The organism is Pseudoalteromonas sp., assembly GCF_041629635.1.
GTDB lineage: Bacteria > Pseudomonadota > Gammaproteobacteria > Enterobacterales > Alteromonadaceae > Pseudoalteromonas.
On the sequence record NZ_JBFKMX010000031.1, the window covers coordinates 11,856 to 31,031 of the forward strand.

At 37.2% G+C, this 19,176-nt stretch carries 11 protein-coding genes and 1 pseudogene; 6 read left to right on the top strand and 6 right to left on the bottom strand.

Annotated features, from left to right (window positions below; translation table 11 throughout):
- Positions 1 to 3: 3 nt before the first annotated feature.
- Positions 4 to 870, top strand: coding sequence for an ROK family protein (locus tag ABYD77_RS06810; protein WP_372768282.1), 867 nt, complete (start codon positions 4 to 6; stop codon positions 868 to 870).
- Positions 863 to 3,406: a family 20 glycosylhydrolase gene (locus ABYD77_RS06815; RefSeq protein WP_372768284.1), complete on the top strand. Its 2,544-nt coding sequence runs from the start codon at positions 863 to 865 to the stop codon at positions 3,404 to 3,406. Before ABYD77_RS06810 ends, ABYD77_RS06815 begins: the two co-directional genes overlap by 8 nt.
- A gap of 102 nt (positions 3,407 to 3,508) precedes the next feature.
- Here ABYD77_RS06815 and ABYD77_RS06820 read toward each other — a convergent pair whose 3' ends face one another.
- The 6 genes from ABYD77_RS06820 to ppiC all read right to left on the bottom strand — a co-directional run bounded on the left by ABYD77_RS06820 (position 3,509) and on the right by ppiC (position 13,997).
- On the bottom strand, positions 3,509 to 6,256 hold the full coding sequence (locus tag ABYD77_RS06820) for a response regulator (RefSeq protein WP_372768286.1): 2,748 nt from the start codon (positions 6,254 to 6,256) through the stop codon (positions 3,509 to 3,511).
- A 245-nt stretch (positions 6,257 to 6,501) separates the two neighbouring features.
- Positions 6,502 to 6,816 carry a hypothetical protein gene (locus ABYD77_RS06825; protein WP_372768288.1) on the bottom strand — a complete coding sequence of 105 codons (315 nt, stop codon included), beginning with the start codon at positions 6,814 to 6,816 and terminating at the stop codon, positions 6,502 to 6,504.
- Between the two features lie 70 nt (positions 6,817 to 6,886).
- On the bottom strand, positions 6,887 to 7,606 hold the full coding sequence (locus ABYD77_RS06830) for a hypothetical protein (RefSeq protein WP_372768290.1): 720 nt from the start codon (positions 7,604 to 7,606) through the stop codon (positions 6,887 to 6,889).
- A gap of 985 nt (positions 7,607 to 8,591) precedes the next feature.
- Positions 8,592 to 10,448: a S8 family peptidase gene (locus tag ABYD77_RS06835; RefSeq protein WP_372768292.1), complete on the bottom strand. Its 1,857-nt coding sequence runs from the start codon at positions 10,446 to 10,448 to the stop codon at positions 8,592 to 8,594.
- Positions 10,449 to 11,068: 620 nt separating this feature from the next.
- A complete protein-coding gene (locus ABYD77_RS06840; RefSeq protein ID WP_372768294.1) occupies positions 11,069 to 13,264 on the bottom strand; it encodes a TonB-dependent receptor in 2,196 nt (731 codons plus the stop codon).
- Between the two features lie 454 nt (positions 13,265 to 13,718).
- Positions 13,719 to 13,997 (bottom strand): peptidylprolyl isomerase PpiC, encoded by a 279-nt coding sequence (gene ppiC / locus ABYD77_RS06845; RefSeq protein ID WP_372768296.1) that lies wholly within the window; start codon positions 13,995 to 13,997, stop codon positions 13,719 to 13,721.
- A gap of 646 nt (positions 13,998 to 14,643) precedes the next feature.
- Here ppiC and ABYD77_RS06850 point away from each other — a divergent pair.
- The 4 genes and pseudogenes from ABYD77_RS06850 to ABYD77_RS06865 all read left to right on the top strand — a co-directional run bounded on the left by ABYD77_RS06850 (position 14,644) and on the right by ABYD77_RS06865 (position 18,811).
- Positions 14,644 to 15,102, top strand: coding sequence for a hypothetical protein (locus tag ABYD77_RS06850; protein WP_372768298.1), 459 nt, complete (start codon positions 14,644 to 14,646; stop codon positions 15,100 to 15,102).
- Between the two features lie 24 nt (positions 15,103 to 15,126).
- A pseudogene (locus ABYD77_RS06855) lies at positions 15,127 to 15,636 on the top strand (GGDEF domain-containing protein); the annotation flags it as partial.
- A gap of 144 nt (positions 15,637 to 15,780) precedes the next feature.
- Positions 15,781 to 16,560 carry a substrate-binding periplasmic protein gene (locus tag ABYD77_RS06860; RefSeq protein WP_372768300.1) on the top strand — a complete coding sequence of 260 codons (780 nt, stop codon included), beginning with the start codon at positions 15,781 to 15,783 and terminating at the stop codon, positions 16,558 to 16,560.
- 304 nt (positions 16,561 to 16,864) lie between these two features.
- The gene (locus tag ABYD77_RS06865) at positions 16,865 to 18,811 is read left to right on the top strand and encodes a BCCT family transporter (protein ID WP_372768302.1); all 1,947 of its coding nucleotides are present in this window, start codon (positions 16,865 to 16,867) and stop codon (positions 18,809 to 18,811) included.
- Positions 18,812 to 19,176: the final 365 nt, after the last annotated feature.

Below are 19,176 nucleotides of genomic sequence, written 5' to 3' on the forward strand. Positions count from 1 at the left end.
AACATGACAATTATAAATACCCCTTACGTTACCTGTGTTGATCTTGGCGGCACAAAACTCGCTATCGCAAATATTCAAAACGGTGAAATAATCGCATTTCACCAAGTGCCCATTTGCGCTGATTTGAGTAAAGATGATTTTAATGCGTTTTTAATATCTGAAATTACGCCATTTATAACCAATGCTTGCCAAGGTATTTGTATTGGTGTGCCCGGTTTAGTCGAAACTGGCACAGGCTTTGTTATAGAAGTGCTTAACATACCAAATTGGCAAAATGTTGAGTTAAAAACACTCATTGAATCAACGTTTAAATTACCAGCTCTTATTCATAATGATGCAAATTGCTTTACCTACGGCATCTACAATAATGCCAAATATTGCCATTTTGATAATTTAGTTGGCGTTACACTCGGCACAGGCTTAGGTGCTGGGTTAATTTTAAATAGCAGGCTATATACCGGAAAGCAATCAGCTGCTGGTGAGTTTGGCAGCTTTCCCTATCTTGATGGCATTATTGAAGATTATTGCTCTGGTCAATTTTTTAAAAGACAAGGCATCGATGGCTTAGCAACTTTTCAACTTGCAGAAGCGGGGGATAGTAACGCCCTTGCAATTTTTGCAGAGCTCGGAGAGCACCTAGGCAACGCCATTATACAAGTTGTGCAAGCGTTTAACCCTGAAGTTATTGTGTTTGGTGGCTCGGTATCTAAAAGCGCGCCTTTTTTCATAAATACGCTGCAAACCACATTGCAAAATAAACTGCCACCGAGCGTATTTAATGCGCTGCAGATCCACTTTACCCAAGACACCAAAACCGCATTATTTGGCGCCTATTATCTTTTCCAAGTTGAGGTTATTTCTTGTGACTAAACGATTTACACTGCCCCTTTTGTTGTTAGTATCACCAATTTTTGCGAATCAAACTGCGATTGATCAATTAGCTGATCACCTACAAGTAGAATACAACTTGTTAGATGCGATGAACCCAACTTGCCCAGGAGAAGTTAAAAACTGCTATTTATCAGAGCTCACCTTAACTTATCCAGCTGCAACTAATTACAGTGACTTTTCAATCTTTTTTAGCCAGTTAATGCCTATTTATTCAGTTGAATCTGAGCTCTTTACAATCACTCATATCAATGGGGATCTTCATAAGATAACACCAAAAGAAGGCTTTAAAGGTTTTCAAAAAGAAGCGCCAGAAACAATTCGTTTTTATACAAAAGATTCGCAAATTACGCGCTCAGAGTTTATGCCCAATTACATTGTGACCAACAAAGATGCGACAAAAAATATCAGTGCAAAAGTCATAAAAAGTACGCAAACCGTGCTGGATGCAACCACCGAGCTCGAACGTCAGCCCTACCTAGCGCAGTTTACTGGATTAAACCAGCTCAGGGTGAGCAACCAAGATAAAACGCCTTGGATGGGCGCCGAATATCTCTACCAAACGCAGGTGAAGCCAAGCTTAACTAAAGCGCCTGTGAGTTTGATCCCAAAACCAAAGCATTTAGAAATAATAAGTGCAGATAGCATAGTAAACTTAGCTAAGGGCTTAGTGCTTTCGTCAGAGTTATCAAATAATCACGCACTTTCGGCTGCATTTACGCGCTTAGACATGCTTGGTATCAAGCAAAGTCAAAACGGCATAAAAACTAAGCTTATAACAGATGCCAGTTTGCCCAATGAGGCATACCAGCTAAATATAAATCCAAAGCAAATTGTGATTAGTGCCAGCAGCAATACCGGAGCATTTTATGCCTTAATGTCGATTGCCGGGCTTGTCAGTATTGATAATTTAACGGTACCAAGCCTTAAAATAGATGATGCACCGCATTTTGAATTTCGCGGTTTACATGTAGATGTTGCGCGCAATTTCCGCTCTAAAGAGTTTATTTTAAACACCTTGTCACAAATGGCTGCTTATAAACTCAACAAGCTTCACCTACATTTGGCTGATGATGAAGGTTGGCGCTTAGCCATTGCAGATTTACCTGAACTTACAGATGTAGGAGCTTATCGCTGTTTTGACTTAAGCGAAACAGAATGCTTATTGCCGCAATTAGGTGCTGGCAATGATAAAAACAATAAAATCAACGGCTTTTACAGTAAAGCGGATTATCAAGAAATTTTAAAATTTGCTGCACTTAACCATATTGAAGTGATCCCATCGCTTGATATGCCTGGACATTCTCGCGCAGCGGTTAAAGCCATGGATGCCCGTTATCAAAAGTACATGGCACAAGGCGATAAGCTTAAAGCTGAGCAATATTGGTTAAGTGAAGCAAACGACGCCACGGTTTACTCGTCCATTCAACATTACAATGACAATACACTTAATGTATGTTTACCAAGTACGTATACGTTTATCGAAAAAGTAATTGATGAATTAATCGCGATACACCAAGAAGTAGGCGTTGAGCTTACAACTTATCATATTGGTGCCGATGAAACCGCGGGTGCATGGATAAATAGCCCTGCCTGTAATGCACTGAAATCTAGTAATCCTAAAGTAACCTCCTTTAACGGCTATTTTATTGAAAAAGTAGCACATATGATCGACAGCAAAGGTATTAAAGTAGCTGCTTGGAACGACGGATTAGGCGATACCCAAGCGACTAATATGCCAAAATCAGTGCAATCAAATGGCTGGTCTATGATCACCGAAGGTGGTCACAAAGATGTTCACGCGCAAGCAAACTTAGGTTGGGATATGGTGCTCTCAACACCTGAAGTTACTTATTTCGACTTTCCTTATCAAAGTCACCCAGAAGAGCGAGGTAATCATTGGGCAGCGCGCGCAATTGATGGCTTTAAAGTCTTTAGTTTTATGGCTGAAAACTTACCAGCGCACGCTGAAATATGGCAAACCAAAGAGCAGCATAATTACAGCGCTGATGATAGCCAACACCGTCTAGCAAAAAATGTTCGCTTTAAAGGGCTACAAGGTCATTTATGGAGCGAAATGCTGCGCTCAGATAAACAAGCCGAATACATGCTTTACCCAAGGCTTTTAGCGCTTGCTGAGCGCGCATGGCGCCGCGCCGACTGGCAACTAGATTACAATGAGAAAGGCCGTGTATACAATCAACACTCGAATGTATTCACTGAAAAACACATACAAAATAGAGAGCAAGACTGGCAACGCTTTGCAGCTCTTGTTGGCTTTAAAGAAATCGCTAAACTCGATGCTTCGGGTGTGTTTTATCGTGTGCCTACGGTTGCAGCAAAAGTAAAGGATGACAAATTAGATGCTTTTACACCTTACCCAGGCTTTATCATAGAAGTACAAAGCAAGAATGGTAAGTGGCAAGCGATTGAAAATATGCAACATCATGAAAAGATTAACGCTGTTAGAGCCCGCAATCAGCACCGAATTGGTCGCAGCCTAACATTAAGCGAATAACTTCAGTTTAAAAATCAGGTTTGCTTAGTTAAGCAAACCTGATGTCTAAAATTTTATTAATCGATTTATTAAGGCTTTATATTCTTGAGTCCGCCAAATAAATTAGCATTTACTAACATCAACTTTTTGCAAGCTTGTCTTTAACTTTTCTAGGGTAATGGGTTTTGATAAATGCTCATTAAATCCAATATTTAGCGCTAACTCTTTGCTTTCGGTATCTGCGTTTGCAGTAAGCGCATATATGGGTAAAGCATCAAATTCAGGCATTGTCCTAATTTGCTTGGTCGCTTCATAGCCATCTAGCACGGGCATTTGGCAATCCATTAGCACCACATCATAATGCTGCTTTTGCACCGCGTTTACTGCTTGCTCTCCATTTTCAACCACATCAAAAGTCATGTTTAGTTTTTCAAGCATGGCTGATATTACTTTTTGATTTACTAAATTGTCTTCCGCAACCAAAATATGCAATGTTTTGAGCAGCTCATTACTCGCTTTCTCAACGGTTATTGCTGGCTTTTCAGATAGTTGCATTTGCGCAGTAAATGTAAAAATACTGCCTTGTGGATCATTATTTTGCACTTGGATATCACCTTTCATAAGGCGACTGATTTCTCCACTAATCGCAAGCCCCAAGCCTGTACCGCCAAAATTGCGAGATGTTGAGGAGTCCGCTTGAATAAATGGCTTAAAAATCTCATTGTGTTTATCTTCTGCAATACCAATACCTGTATCAGCAATACTAATGATTAGTTCAATGTTACCCTCACTAAGAGGGTTAATCTTAGCGCTAAACGAAATCTCTCCTTGCTTTGTAAATTTAAGAGAATTACTGCATAAATTTAATAAGACTTGCTCAATTCGAGTTTGATCGCCAATCACATACATTGTGCTAGGAATATCAATATCATGATGCCACTCTAATTGTTTTTCTTTGGCCAAAGTCGCAAACATATTTGCCATATCATTTAATGATTCAGCAAGCTGAAATGGTTGCAAATCCAGAGCCAGTTTACCAGATTCAATTTTTGAAAAATCTAAAATATCACTGACAATATTGAGTAATACACGAGAAGAAGCATTAATTTGTTGAATATAAGATTTAATCTCGTCAACGTTATTGCTTTTTTGTGCCAGTTGACCAAAGCCAATTACCGAGTTCATTGGCGTTCTTATTTCATGGCTCATATTGGCGACAAAGCGGCTTTTTGCTTTATTCGCTTGTTCTGCTTCGTCAGTTGCTTTTTTCAAAGAGCGAGTTCTCTGTGCTACCAACTTATCAAGCATTTGTTGTTGACTATTCATTATCAAGACAATCAACATAATGACCGTCGTAATAATCACTAACAAACCATAAAGTGGAGCAAGTCCTTTATTTTGACGATCAAACAAGTTTGCTCGGTTGATATGGAATGCAATTTTCCAAGATTGGCCGAGTAAATCTATTTGAATCGATTTAAAAGCTTGACTGTTTTCATATACCGATTTCGCTGAAGCATTACTGTAAAAATACTTCCCTGACCTTGTATCTTCTACACGGATAAAAAACATTTCTTTATCAATTTGGTTGAACGCATTGTTTAACAGCTGATCTGTAAGGAATACCCCGGTTGCAAAACCAATTACTGTGATATTCTCTCGATGTATATTGCTTTTATCATTTGCAAAAACCGGAAAAAACAATAAAAAAGCAGGTTGTGTTTTTTCTGACTGCACTAAGTTGATAATTGGGGTTGCTTTAGGTTGGTAGTTACCAAGGACCTTCGCAAGGGTAATTTTGCGAGATGAATTCGAGTAAACATTAAACCCTATCGCATTTTCGTTTCCTTTCACTGGATAGATATATTTCACATAGATAATAGGATCATCGCTTGCAAGTGATGGCCCTTTAATTATTTTGCCTGCACCGTATATCTTTACTAATTCATCACTTTTTTCAGCCAGTAGAGATTGAGGAATTATTGGGTTCCATGAAAGTGCTTTAAGGGTTGCCGAATTTGAGTAGAGCTGCTCAGCTATCGCATCAAATCGTGACAAAGATACATTCGGATTAGACTGAACTTCATTGGCTAATTTTTCCAAAATAGCAACCGTGTTTGTTAATTCACGATGCACTTTATTTTCAACTGATTGCACCTCTTTTTCTAACAACTCTCGGGTGTTATTCTTTTCTGACTCAATAAAAAACAGAGTAATGGCTAACACAGCCGTAAAAAGACATACAATTGAAGCTAATAGAACATTACTGGCTTTTTTTTGCTGAACAGTTCTTTTCTTATAACCCACTGAACTCAAAATAAATGGTGTAGCCAGTAAAACCCCCAAAGAGTCCCCTAACCACCAATACATAACCGTTATCCAGTAATTCGCACTGTCATAATTCGGGTTAAAGTAGCTTAAAGAAAAAATACCAATATTGGCAGAGACAATATTGATTAAAAAGCCAACCACCAAAATAAAATAGATAAGTTTTTTGTAAGACAAATGTAAGGGGTTGCCTATCCATTTTTTTAAGACTAGGGCCCCTAACCACGCCTGTAAACTCGCCCCACTAGCGATAAAAAAGTTTTGTAGACCAATGTTACTGAAAACACTCGTTAACTGAAAGTCTGGTGTCACAAAACAATTAAAGCTAAAAGAGGCCAATAAAACAGCTGGGACAAATGCTAAGCCATATAAGTAACATCCAGCTAGCGCAATGCCTGCTGGGAGCCAAATAGGCATCACTTGTGACTGGAAAGAAATAAACGATAAAATATAGCCTGAAATCAGAAAAGCAATTAATAACTTCCAATACAAGCTTTTGATAGCTAAAAGTTTAAAATTAGCATTCTCAGTTTCTGATCTCATATAATTTTCCTAACTAATCATCTATCTAAAATAGAAAGCTTGCTATTAAAGTGCAATATATTTGTCACATGGAAGGATTAGTAATGTGACTATACATAGTTGATTACAATAATAAACCTGCTTAAATATGATGATCTTAAAATTAGTATAGGCATAAGTAGTTACTATAAAACTCTATTTTCGTGTGATTCTACTCCATTTAACATTGCCTTTGATAAATATCTTTCTAACTACCCATAATATGGCTACAAAAAACCATGCTTTTCAATTACTCCTTTAAAAATTAAAGGGTACTTACGAATGCGATTGCCAATGTAATCATCGGCTAATATTTGTTGGCAAAACTCATCGATCGACAAATCAGCTTCAAACAGCCATTCCATGCGTTCCAGCGCAATTAAAAAGCCTCTTTTTAAATATTGTTGGGTTTGGTACTCATCAACATTATGTTTAACTATCGCTAATTTTTCAGGATTAGCTTTTAACTCCTCTATTACAGAGAGTAAATAGTGTTGGTTTTTAGGGTGCAATTTTTCTTTGCGATGACGGCGTAATGTCACGGTTTAACTCTCAAAAATACAAGTTGCATGTTATAAGGTTAAAAAGCTAAAAAAGTTTACTGCTACCTGTTTATTTTTCTACAAATAAACTCGAAAAGTTCGCATACTCATAATTTACACCATAAATACGTTTTAGTGCTTGGCTTTTATAGAGTTGCTCAAACGATGCTTCAAAATGTGTTTTTAACCGTTTACCTTTCTCAGTATTATGAAATACCAACCAAATAGGCAATTGGCCATGCAACTCAATTGTTTTAAAAATTTTCAGCTGCCTTTCATCCAAGTTATAAATATGATCAACCACAACATCTATTTTTCCCGATTCAAGAAGAGCTAACGCTTTTTTAATATCAGTAAAACGATAACTTTGACCATGTTGTGGCACAAACCGGTCATAAGCGTATTCTTCATACCAACCTACTGTGAGTGATGTAAAGTCTTCACTATGACGAAGTTTTGTTATGCGCGGGTTGTAAATCGCAACAATTGGAAATTCAAGATCAAGATGGTATTTAGGGAAGATTACATCACCCAGTAACGCCTTATCATTTTTGTAAACACCCACTAAAATGTCTGCTTTATTATTTTTGAACAATCGCTTAGCACGGGCAAAACTGCCAACATCGAATTCAATCCGGTGTTTATCAAAACTGCGTTTAATTAAATTAAGATATACCCCCTTGCCACCTGGCTCTGAAAACTCTCGCCAATGCGCTGATGCTACTTTTACAGATTCGGCAGAACAATAAAATGAGAGTTGTGTAAGTACTAAACATATCAATAAACGCATTACACTTTCTAAAAACTTGCTTCCACATGTTTTGAAAGTATAGATAATACTTTACATTGTGCATTACAAAGTAAGATTGTCATTCATTAATTTCATTGAGCTGACAAACAAATACTCGCCTATTTTTCATTTAACATTTTAGTAAGCATTATATAGCTGTTCTTGTTACGACTTAACAAATCAAGTTCAAGATTAGTTCGGGCGACCACCTTTTAAATTTCGAGTTATATTTTCTGAAAATAAAATCTCTAATTTGAGGGGAATTTTTAGCGTATGCTGTCAAAACACTTTTGTTTATTTACCTAACCCCAGGTTAAATGCCTGGTGTTATTTTTTAACGTCTGGAAAAGTTTTTTAAAAAGTAATTGAAAACGCTTATTAAGAAATGGATTTTTATAAAAATGGCGATGTTGTTTTGTAAATTGATCACTTAGTAAATAACCTAAGCGGATAAAAAGCTATGGTAAAATATAGAACTGTCATTTTATTAATCTCTCTAAATATTGTTTATCTGAGATTGCTCAATCAAGTCGGTTCATTGATTTTCACCCACAGCTAAAAGCTATTGTTATCACTTCAATCCAATTCGCTTGCCAGTTAAATCGTCAGGCTGTTATTGCAAACCTTCAAGAGATTCTTGTGTATAGCCAAAAGGCAGCCATATCTATATTCTGTTATTAGGCATCAAAATAGCTTACTTTTAGATGATTAAACACAACGTAAGCCAAAAACCTTGTGTTATACATGCCGTTAAATCAATATGTCCAACATGCTTGCAGAACAAGGTATTGACAGTATGAAGAATAGCTTATTGATTTATTGTGTAAATAAGATTAGTTCAGGAAAAAATAGATCCGAACCAGATTAAAACACTAATACGATGCTTTAACGCGAGCCAGCCTATTTATGCTAGATAGGCTTAAAATCTTTGATGTCTAGAACTAGAAAAAGCCAGCGTAATAGCTGGCTTTTATTTGAACGTTTTTTAATAACTTGCCGTTAATGTCACACCTGAATAAGCCGAATAACCATTTAATAAAATATGGTACGTACCGCCTGTTGCACCACTACTTAAACTACATGATTCATTATTTCCCCATTTATATGGGCGACACTCATAATCTGATGTGGTTGGCTGCGATCCTTTTTTCACATATAAGTCGACATCACCGCTGCCATTTGCAGTTGTTACGGTTAGCGTTTGGTTTGCAGGAACATCAATTTTAAAGAACATTTGGCTCTTTGCACCGCCAGATAAATTCGTCTTCGGTACACCGTTATCAAGACAATCAGTACAACCAGTATCGGCACTGTAGGTGGCAACTAAACTTGCGCCTGAATACGCTGAATAACCATGAAGCATTACAAAGTATTTGCCTGCTGCAGGTGTATTAAACTCACAGCTTTCATTATTACCATTTTTATAAGGGCGACAATCATAGCTGCCCGTGGTAGCAGCTGAACCTTGCTTCACATATAAATCAGCATCGCCTTGGCCCCCTGAAAGTGATATTGATAAACGAGACTGTCCAGCCGGTACTTCGACAAAATAACTGGTTTCACTTCCTGACGCGCCTGTTGCGGATACCGCTTGATCTTTAACTAACTCTGCCACTGTTGGTGGTTCAGGATCCACTGTGCCTTCAAGCGCGAATAACAACTCATTTGGTGAACCTGATTTTGCATCAGACACCTTATTCTTACTTGCCCCTGCTGATAATTTACTATCAATTTGTGATGGCGTGAGGCTACTGTTCTCATCAAGGTAAAGCGCGACTACACCTGCAACATGCGGTGCGGCCATCGAAGTACCGCTAATAGTATTTTCAGATGAATCTGAATTGTACCACGCCGATTTAATACTTGAGCCCGGCGCGTAAATATCTAAACAGCTACCATAGTTTGAGAAACTCGAGCGGTTATCGCTTGATGTGGTTGAGCCTACCGTAATTGCGGTTGTAGCTCGTGCTGGTGAATAGTTACACGCATTACTGTTATCATTTCCCGCAGCAACAACAAAACTAATGCCTGATGCCACTGCTGATTCAACAGCTTGATCTATTGCAGATGAGGCACCACCACCTAAACTCATATTGGCAACTGACGGACCACTTGCATTATTTTTCACCCAGTTGATGCCGTCAATTACACCCGATGTTGTACCTGAACCATCACAACCCAGGACTCTGACACCCACAATGTTAACATTTTTCGCGACACCGTAATTTTGGCCACCAATGGTGCCCGCAACATGAGTACCATGACCATTACAGTCAGAGGCATCGGAATCATTATCGACAAAATCCCAACCACTGCTGGCACGATTACCAAACTCATTGTGGGTATTTCGCACACCGGTATCAATAACATACGCGGTCACGCCAGAGCCATTAAAGTTGTATTGATAATTACTATCAAGCGGTAACTCGCGTTGATCTATGCGATCTAACCCCCATATAGCATTAGTTTGATTTGCATTTGTCGACACTAGCGGGTCAACTGAAATAATTTGTTCAGGTTCAATAAATTGAACAAGATCTTCTTTTAATAACTGTTTGAGTTGACCTTTCGACAACGTATACTGCGCACCGTTTAAGGTGTTGCCAAAGAGCTTATTGGCCTTTACACCATACTTACCACGAATTTTATCGACATTTTCTTTGGCTTGTTCCTCAATACCGCCATTGGCTAAACTTTTAGGTGGTGTTTTAAATACCACTACATATTTGTTTGGAATTTGTTTACTGGCGTTTACTTGAAGTAATTTATCGCTATTTGCATAGGCAAAGTTAGCTGAGCATACCGATGCGATTAATAACATTGTTTTTGAATATTTAAACATGACGTTTCCTTGTTGCTTGGTTTTATTAATAGCTAAAAACCTAGTTCAAAAAACAAACAGTTCAAATTACATTATCATTTTTTTAACATTTGTACCCATAAAAGAAATATTATTTATGAATGATTTATACTTAAGTAAGGTTATTCATTAGAAATCTTAGATACTAAAATCTGAAAGGCAATTATTTTAAAATACTTTATGCTTTGTAAATAAATGTAACCAAGTTTTCAAAATAATAAAAAAGAATGATAGAAATAATATATAAAACAATACGTTTTATTCATAGAATGAATAAATATTTTTGAAGGAAAAAAATAAAATAAGAAATTTTTAATCTAGTTTCAGCCCAAAAACTATCGCGTTAGTGACTTCTTCGTTTCTAGATAAATAAAAGCTTCCGTTAGCAGCTTACATCGCATGTTAATTTAATGTGAATATATTTAGGCTGACATATTCTTCAGTATCACCCTACAAATTGCCTCTCTTAATCAATAACAATCAAATAGCAAATTTTAAGGATGTTACGAAAACAATCGTGCATACATATTTTGTTTAATAGATAAATAGAGAGCATAAAAAAGGCGCAGAAGCGCCTTTAGCATGTGTTCATGAATAACTATTTAGAAAGTCATTGAGTATCGAACACCAAATTCACTTGCATCGTTACTCTTAATTACTAATACATAATCGCCAGTATTTAAACGTGCATCATCGTAACGCTCATCAAAAATATTGCGACCATATAAATCAACACGCCAGTTAGCATTCGCTGGTGAATAACCTACCGTTAAATTAACTAGGCTACGTGCATCTACTTTTGTTAAACGCTTAGGATCTGAGCTTGGCTCACCATACATTTCACTACGATACGAATAGTCAACACGGGTTGTGATAAGTGAGCCATCCGCTAATGCAAACTCATAGCTTGGGCTAATTGACGCTGTTAAGTCTGGCGTTAATGGTGCAACTGGTTTAACACCTGCTTGTTCATCTACATCCACATCCATATAACCTAAGCTTGTATGAACGCTAAAGTTATCAGTGATATACGCTGTACCTTCCCACTCAATACCACGTGACGTTTGCGAAACCACTAAATTTCGTGTATCGAAACCACCTTCAGATGTAGTACTTACTTGGTAAGGTAAGTCATCATAGTTAGTATTGAATAGTGCAATACTCATGCTGAAGTCGCTAGTAACTTGCCCTTTTAAACCCACTTCGTAGTTAACTGCTGTAATGTTGTCTGTTGCTACAAAACAATTTGGGTCACCGAATAGACAGTAAGGACGTGCCGGGAACTGACCACCTTGATAACCACTTTGGATGCTACCATACACATTTAAACCATTTTCAAGAGTGTAGTTAGCTGATAAATCGTAGCTTAACTGGCTCCAATCATCTTCTGCATGAGTTGGACCAATACCAACATTGGCGGTAGCTTCTTTTTCGTCTTGGGTATAACGTAAACCACCTGATACACGTAAATCGTCTGTCATGTCGTAACCAATATTAACAAATACCGCTTTACTTGCGGTTGTTTGGTCAAGTTCAAGTAAGTTTGCGCCGCCATTAAAGCGAGAATCAGCACCTTGGCGGTTGCTGCCTTCTTCTTCAAACCAATATAAGCCTGATACAAAGTCAAACTGACCTAAATAGCCATTGAACTGAAGCTCAACTGAAGTTTGATCTGCTTCACCGCGCTCTGGATAATGATCAAGTGCGTAAATTGTGCTGTCATCATCAAGGCCCGCTTTATACTCAGATGAGCGCTTGCTTAAAATAAACTTAGCACCAAGGTCATTTGAAATATCATAGTTAGTTGTAAGCGACACACCATTTGCTTTATTAGTAACTTCGGTTACTTCAATTGAGCCCGTTGCATTATCGTATGGGTCAGCTGCAACATCAGAATTACGTAATGGGCCTGTTGGTGTTGGGCTACCAAAACGCATACCTGTGTAGTATGCGCCTGTTGGTACTTCATCAATTAGAGTTGTATAAGGACGAAGGCCACCTTCAGCATCATTAGCATCAGCCGTTAAAACAAAACTTAAGTCATCCGCTGCATCATATTTAACTGACACGCGACCATGAAACTCACGGTTTTCACCCACATCGTATTTAGCTTCTGGCAGGTTAATAAATTCACCTAAACCACCACGGTGGTTGTAACCTGCATTAAAGTTAAACGCTAAGTTATCTGTAAGACCGCGGTTAATAAATACATCGCCTTTAACGCGCTCACGCGTGCCTACTTCAGCAGAAATTTTAGTAACCGACTCGCTATTAGCTTGCTTGGTGATGATATTAATTGCACCACCAATTGAGTTACGACCATAAAGCGTGCCCTGTGGACCACGTAATACTTCAATACGCTCAATATTGGCTAGGTTCCAGTTTTGACCTACTTGGCGACCTAAGTAAACACCATCTACATATACACTTACACCCGGATCGGTTGTGATCAAGTGATCTTGCAAACCAATACCACGAATAAACGGGTTAGCCGATGAGTTATGACCTGCTGAAAAGCCAGTAATATTTAGGTTAGGAACAAATTTACCCACATCATTAATTTCAGAAATACCTTGCTCAGCTAGCTTATCGCCGCTAAATGCACTCATTGCAATTGGCACTTCATAAATAACCTGCGAACGTTTAGTTGCGGTTACGGTAATAGCTTCAATTTCTTTTTTAGCTGTTTGTGTGTCTTCAGCTTCGTTTGCCATAGTTGCAAAGCTTGATGCTGCAAGAAGTGAAAGTGTGATTGAATTTAACTTGCTAAAACGCAAGAAAGAGTGAGTTGTTGTCATTAAGTAGCGCCTTTTTGCTCATACCGAGTAATTACTAACAATGAATTAGCACGACAGTTATTCGGTAATTTATAATCGTTTCGCTTCAATTTTAAACACTAGGTTTGACTAAAATTTAAGCCAAATTAAAGTGTTATAAAACTGAGTTAATATGTAATCTTGGTAAATCAAACAGTTAAGATATGTTTTACCAAACGATTAATACACAAAAAGCAATAATAACATTTATTTCAAAGAAATGACTTAAAAATTAAATAATTTTAATTTTTAAGCTGCTCAAATTGAATAAATTATATACGAATTTTCAAAATCGTTGTATTTGGTACAAATTTAAAAGCAATTTTTTCGGATTAACAGACTAAAGCCTAAAAGATCTACCTGAACCAAAAAAAGCAGGGGAGCTAAAAATATCAAAGGAGAGCTGCAAAAGCTGAACCTGGGTAACTTGATTTTTTTATGTTCGATATAACACTTTAATAATATGCCAACCAAATTTGGTTTTAACCAATTGAGGCGTCAGTATCTCACAAGAAAAGCATACTTTATCAAATTGTGGAACCATGGTACCGCGCCTAAATTCTCCTAAGTCGCCGCCTTTTTTACCAGAGGGACAATTTGAATACTTTTTCGCCAATGTTTGAAATTTAGCGCCCTTGTTTAACTGTGCAAGAATATCTTCTGCTTGTTCTTTATGTTTCACCAATATATGTATTGCATGTGCTGTACTTGCCATATTTACCAATTCTCAATTTTTACTGGTTCATTTTTTAAGAGTGGGATAATACACGAATACAATGAAAAAATGGGTATCGCAGTTTAAATCTGTCACTAAAGGAGTCGCATAAAAATATACACAAGAAGATTTATTGTCTTGATAAAATTGACATTTTTATCAGTTTAAAAGAATATTCAACAACAAAAATAATAACAACAAAATTACAATGTTAAGTGAACTGAGAGTTTTTAATTGTCGACTTTCTAAACAACTCCTAATTCATATTCTTTTAATCAGCTGTATTATTTCAATAGCAAATATATCAATACAGGTTTATGTAGACTATAAGAGTGAAGAACAAAAAATTTACTCGCAAATCAATAACGTCATTAATGTGATTCAAAGTGCTTTAAAACGTCAACTTCTCATATTTAATACAATAGAAATTCAAAAAACCCTTGATACCATGGCTGAGTTCGACAGCATATCTCAAGTACAGATACTTACATCAAACGAAAATTTGCAGAGTGTTTTATCGCAAAAGCCTAACAGACGTGAAAAAGACGTATTGACCAATCACACTTCGGATTCTCTGCCATTATGAATTTCAAGCCAAGGTGAAGAATTATTTAAGCACAGCGCTGTTGCTCTTTACTCTGGCGCTATGAAGAAGCGATATTTCGATAAGCTTAGCATAATAAATGTTGAGATTGTTAGACCGGATGACAATAACGGAGTTGGCTGTCAATTATTAGTTCTAGCAGATTTGGATATATTGCAACACCAAGTTCGGGAAAACCTAAGCATGATAGTAGCTACGCAACTTGCAAAAACATTTTTCGTTTCTGTGTTTATTTTATATTTTACTTATCAATTAATTATCAAAAGAATAGTTAAAATTACAGCTTCTCTGAACAACTTTAAATTGGCTAATGCACTTACTCCAGTGATCATTGATCTGCCAAAACAAAAGAAAAATGAATTAGCTGAATTAGCTGAATTAGCTGAATTAGCTGAATTAGCTGAATTAGCAAGTATGGTGAATGAGATGGGAAACGCAGTCCATCGCCAGACCACATCATTGGAAGCCATCGTTAAAATGCGTACCAGAGAGCTTGATTGAGTAAAAGCTCAACTTGAACAGCTTGCTTATATGGATACCTTAACAAAAGTTCCAAATCGTCTGGCTTTTTTTAAGCAAGCTGAAAATGCTGTCGAACGTTCACGTAGACTATCATACAAAGTAGGCGTGATGATGTTAGATTTAGATTATTTCAAGCAAATTAATGATACATAAGCTCATGGTGTTGGGGACCAAGTATTAGTAAAAGTGGCAAACACACTCTAAAGCACTCAGCGTAAAGAGGACTACATTGGAATAATTGGGGGTGAAGAGTTTGCTATTGTTATTCCCGGGGCAAATAAAAATCACATATATAATTTAACAAACAGGTTGAAAGGCGCTATTCAATGCCTCAGATTTGAGTCCTTGGGTAAAGATAATAAAATAACTATTAGTATTGGTTACACAGAAGTAACCCAAAGCGAAACGCTTAAAACAGCGCTTAAGCGAGCCGATGCCCATCTGTACACAGCTAAACGTAATGGGCGAAATTGTTTTGTCATAGAACAAGAATATTTTATTAACGCAATTTAAATCGCTCATATTTAAAAAGTTTTGATTGAGAGGCTCAAATCGTGCCACTAATTTTGAATTAACAAATGGATAAAACTCTATATTTAACCCAGTTTTAGTATCGAAATAAGAAAATATGACCTACTCTAAACCTAAGGAAAGCATATGGTTAAACTTGTGTGTAAAAAATTAGACCCGTTTAAACTAGGATATCTCGCCTTCGTATACTTACTAATGTTAATAGCATTAAGTTTTTCCAAGCAGGCTAGCGCTGATACCTTGTCTATTTCTGTTGGGTGGAACAAGCCGCCGTACGTTATTGAAGTAGAAAACTCCGGATTTGAACTCGATATGGTTTCCGCTATTTTCAACAATATGGGCCATTCTATTAGTTACGTCTATGTGCCTTTTGGCCGTTCAAATACCTTGATTAAAGTGGGAAAAGTAGATGTAGCCTTAACGATGAATAATCGCATGGATGTTGAAGGCCTAGTGCTCAGCGAGCCCTATATCTCATATCAAAATGCGGCAATTAGTCTCAAAGGGCGCAGTATACAAATCCATTCAATCCAAGATTTAAGAAACTATTCCATTGTGGCTTTCCAAAACGCGTCGGTGGTCCTTGGGGCTGAATACCGAAGGGCGGCAAAATTCAGCCCTCTTTATTTGGAATTACCAGACCAGCGAAAGCAAGTCGAAATGTTATTAAAAGGCAAAATTGATTGTGTTGTGATGGACATCAATATTTTTAACTATTTAAGCAAAGAGATCCTTGGAAGTTCTCATATGTCAAACGTTGTCATACACCGATTATTCCCCAAAACAAACTATCATATGGCGTTTACAGACAAGCAGCTGATGCTTGCATTCAATGACGCAATGACAGCGTTTAAGCAATCAGATGATTACACAAAACTTATAGCAAAATATGAGTTTTTATATTAGCAATATAAAACTTTGTTAACTTTGAATAAATCAACACTCTAAAAACGTACAAAACTAAATCAAATTTGGCTGGCGTTAAATTTTTCTATGTGACCTGTGCTCACCTCTGTCATCTTGTGCTTCATTTTTAACTATAACTTGCTAGTTGTATACAAACTCGCATCTCACATGAATTGAGCTAGAATAGTTTTAAGACAAACAAATATTCAGAAAGCGAATAAGCGCTTGCTATTGAAAATCAAACACAAATATAATTTAAGCACAAAAAAGCACTCTAAAAATATTTAGATATCGAATAAATAAAATGAAAATATCACACGGTAAAGTTAACAAATCTGTTTTTATTCCTGCAATAATAGCCATATTCTCATTGCTTATTTTCGCGTTTGTCTCACCGCAATTTGCTGCACAGAGTTTTAGCGCAATACAGGCTAATATTACAGCTAATGGCGGTTGGTTTTATGTTTTAACTGTCGCAGCAATTTTAGGTTTTGTTATCTATTTAAGTGTGTCGAGGTTTGGCTCAATTAAACTAGGGCCAGATCATTCAACTCCTGACTATTCAACAGCGACTTGGTTATCAATGTTGTTTGCCGCAGGGATGGGAATAGGGCTTATGTTTTTTGGAGTTGCAGAGCCTGTAATGCACTACCTAGCCCCGCCAACAGCTGATGCAAACTCACTTGCTGCAGTCAAAGAGGCAATGAAAGTAACATTTTTTCATTGGGGCCTTCACGCATGGGCTATTTACGCCATTGTGGCGTTAATACTTGCTTATTTTAGCTATCGCCAAGGTTTACCACTAACACTTAGATCGGCTTTACATCCCATTATCGGTGATCGTATATACGGTTGGTCTGGCCACTTAGTTGATATATTTGCTATTGTCGGCACTGTTTTTGGTGTAGCCACCTCGTTAGGTTTAGGTGCTTCTCAGGTTAATGCCGGTTTAAATTATCTCTTTAATATTGAGGTTAGTCTTTCAAATCAGCTTTTAATTATGCTTGGCATTACACTTCTTGCATCTATCTCTGTTGCAACGGGGTTAGATAAAGGAATTAAAATTCTATCCGAGATTAATATGGGGTTAGCCGTTCTTCTCATGTTATTGATATTTATAGTCGGACCCACGGTTTTTTTATTACAAGCATATGTACAAAACGTTGGCAGCTACTTATCAGATATTGTGTCGAACACTTTTAATCTCTTTGCCTACGAAAAAAAGAGTTGGATTGGAGGTTGGACAATATTTTATTGGGGTTGGTGGTTAGCTTGGGCACCATTTGTTGGTTTATTTATCGCAAGAATTTCAAGAGGACGAACCATTAAAGAGTTTATCGTGGGTGTGTTATTAGTGCCTACGGCATTCACCCTATTATGGATGACTATTTTTGGTAATTCCGCATTATACCAAATCACAGAACAAGGGTTTTCTCGATTAGCTGAAATGGTCAATAGCGATGCCGCTGTTGGTTTGTTTGTCTTTCTAGAATCATTACCTTGGTCAACTGCGTTAACATCTTTATCTATCATGATGATTATTATTTTCTTTGTTACCTCTTGCGACTCAGGTGCCATGGTGATAGATATGTTAAGCTCAAACGGTAGTAGTAATACGCCTGTATGGCAAAGGCTTTTTTGGGCGGTGAGTGTAGGTTGCGTTGCCGCAGTATTAACATTAGTTGGTGGATTAGACGCCCTTCAAACAATGACAATTGCAAGTGCGCTACCTTTTAGCTTTGTATTATTAGCAGCTTGCTATGGCCTAGCAAAAGCACTGCGGATCGAATCGGCTAAACAAGCAAGTTTAGCGTTATTATCAACCTCGTCTAATGTACAAAGCGAACAAAACAATTGGCAGGCGCGTCTTGACAATATTCTCTCTACACCCGGCAAAGATAATGTTGATAGGTATATAAAATCAACCGTTGTTGGTGCATTTAAAAAGATACGAGAGCAACTAATTTTGAGTGAGATTGAAGCTGAAATCTCAAGAGAAAACAATGGCGCTAAGCTTTATGTAAAACATGGGGATGAGCACGATTTTTGTTATAGCGTGCAAAAAAAGCAGCATCACCAACCAAATTTTAGCAATGATGAACAAAGCAAATTATATTACCGAGCTGAGGTACATTTAGCTGAAGGTGGGCAAAATTACGACATTATGGGTTGGACAGAGCAAGCGGTTATTAGCGATGTTATCGACCAATATGAAAAACACCTGCATTTTCTACATCTTTTAAGAGAATAATTATTTGCATGAGAAACAATGAAGTGCATGTTTCTTCATTGAACAATAAACATGCACTACTAGGGTGAAGTATTAGCAAAACTCTTAAATAACATCAATAAAGCGAAGTGTTTCATTCATTTCGGAAAACTCTTTTTCAGTTCTGCGGGCAGATAGAAAATAAAGCGCATCTGTAAATCACCATCAAAGCCCGCAACTATTGCTTAAGGAAAACAGGTTAGCTGAATTTAAAGCTAACTTTTGTAAGTTAATTTACACCTTAGCAAGATAAAGGCCTAACCCTGAAGTGAATGTTAATTTGAAGAATTTTCAGATGCAGCTTCATTCATTGAATTGGAAAAAATCTGCCATTCTTGTTCCGCAAT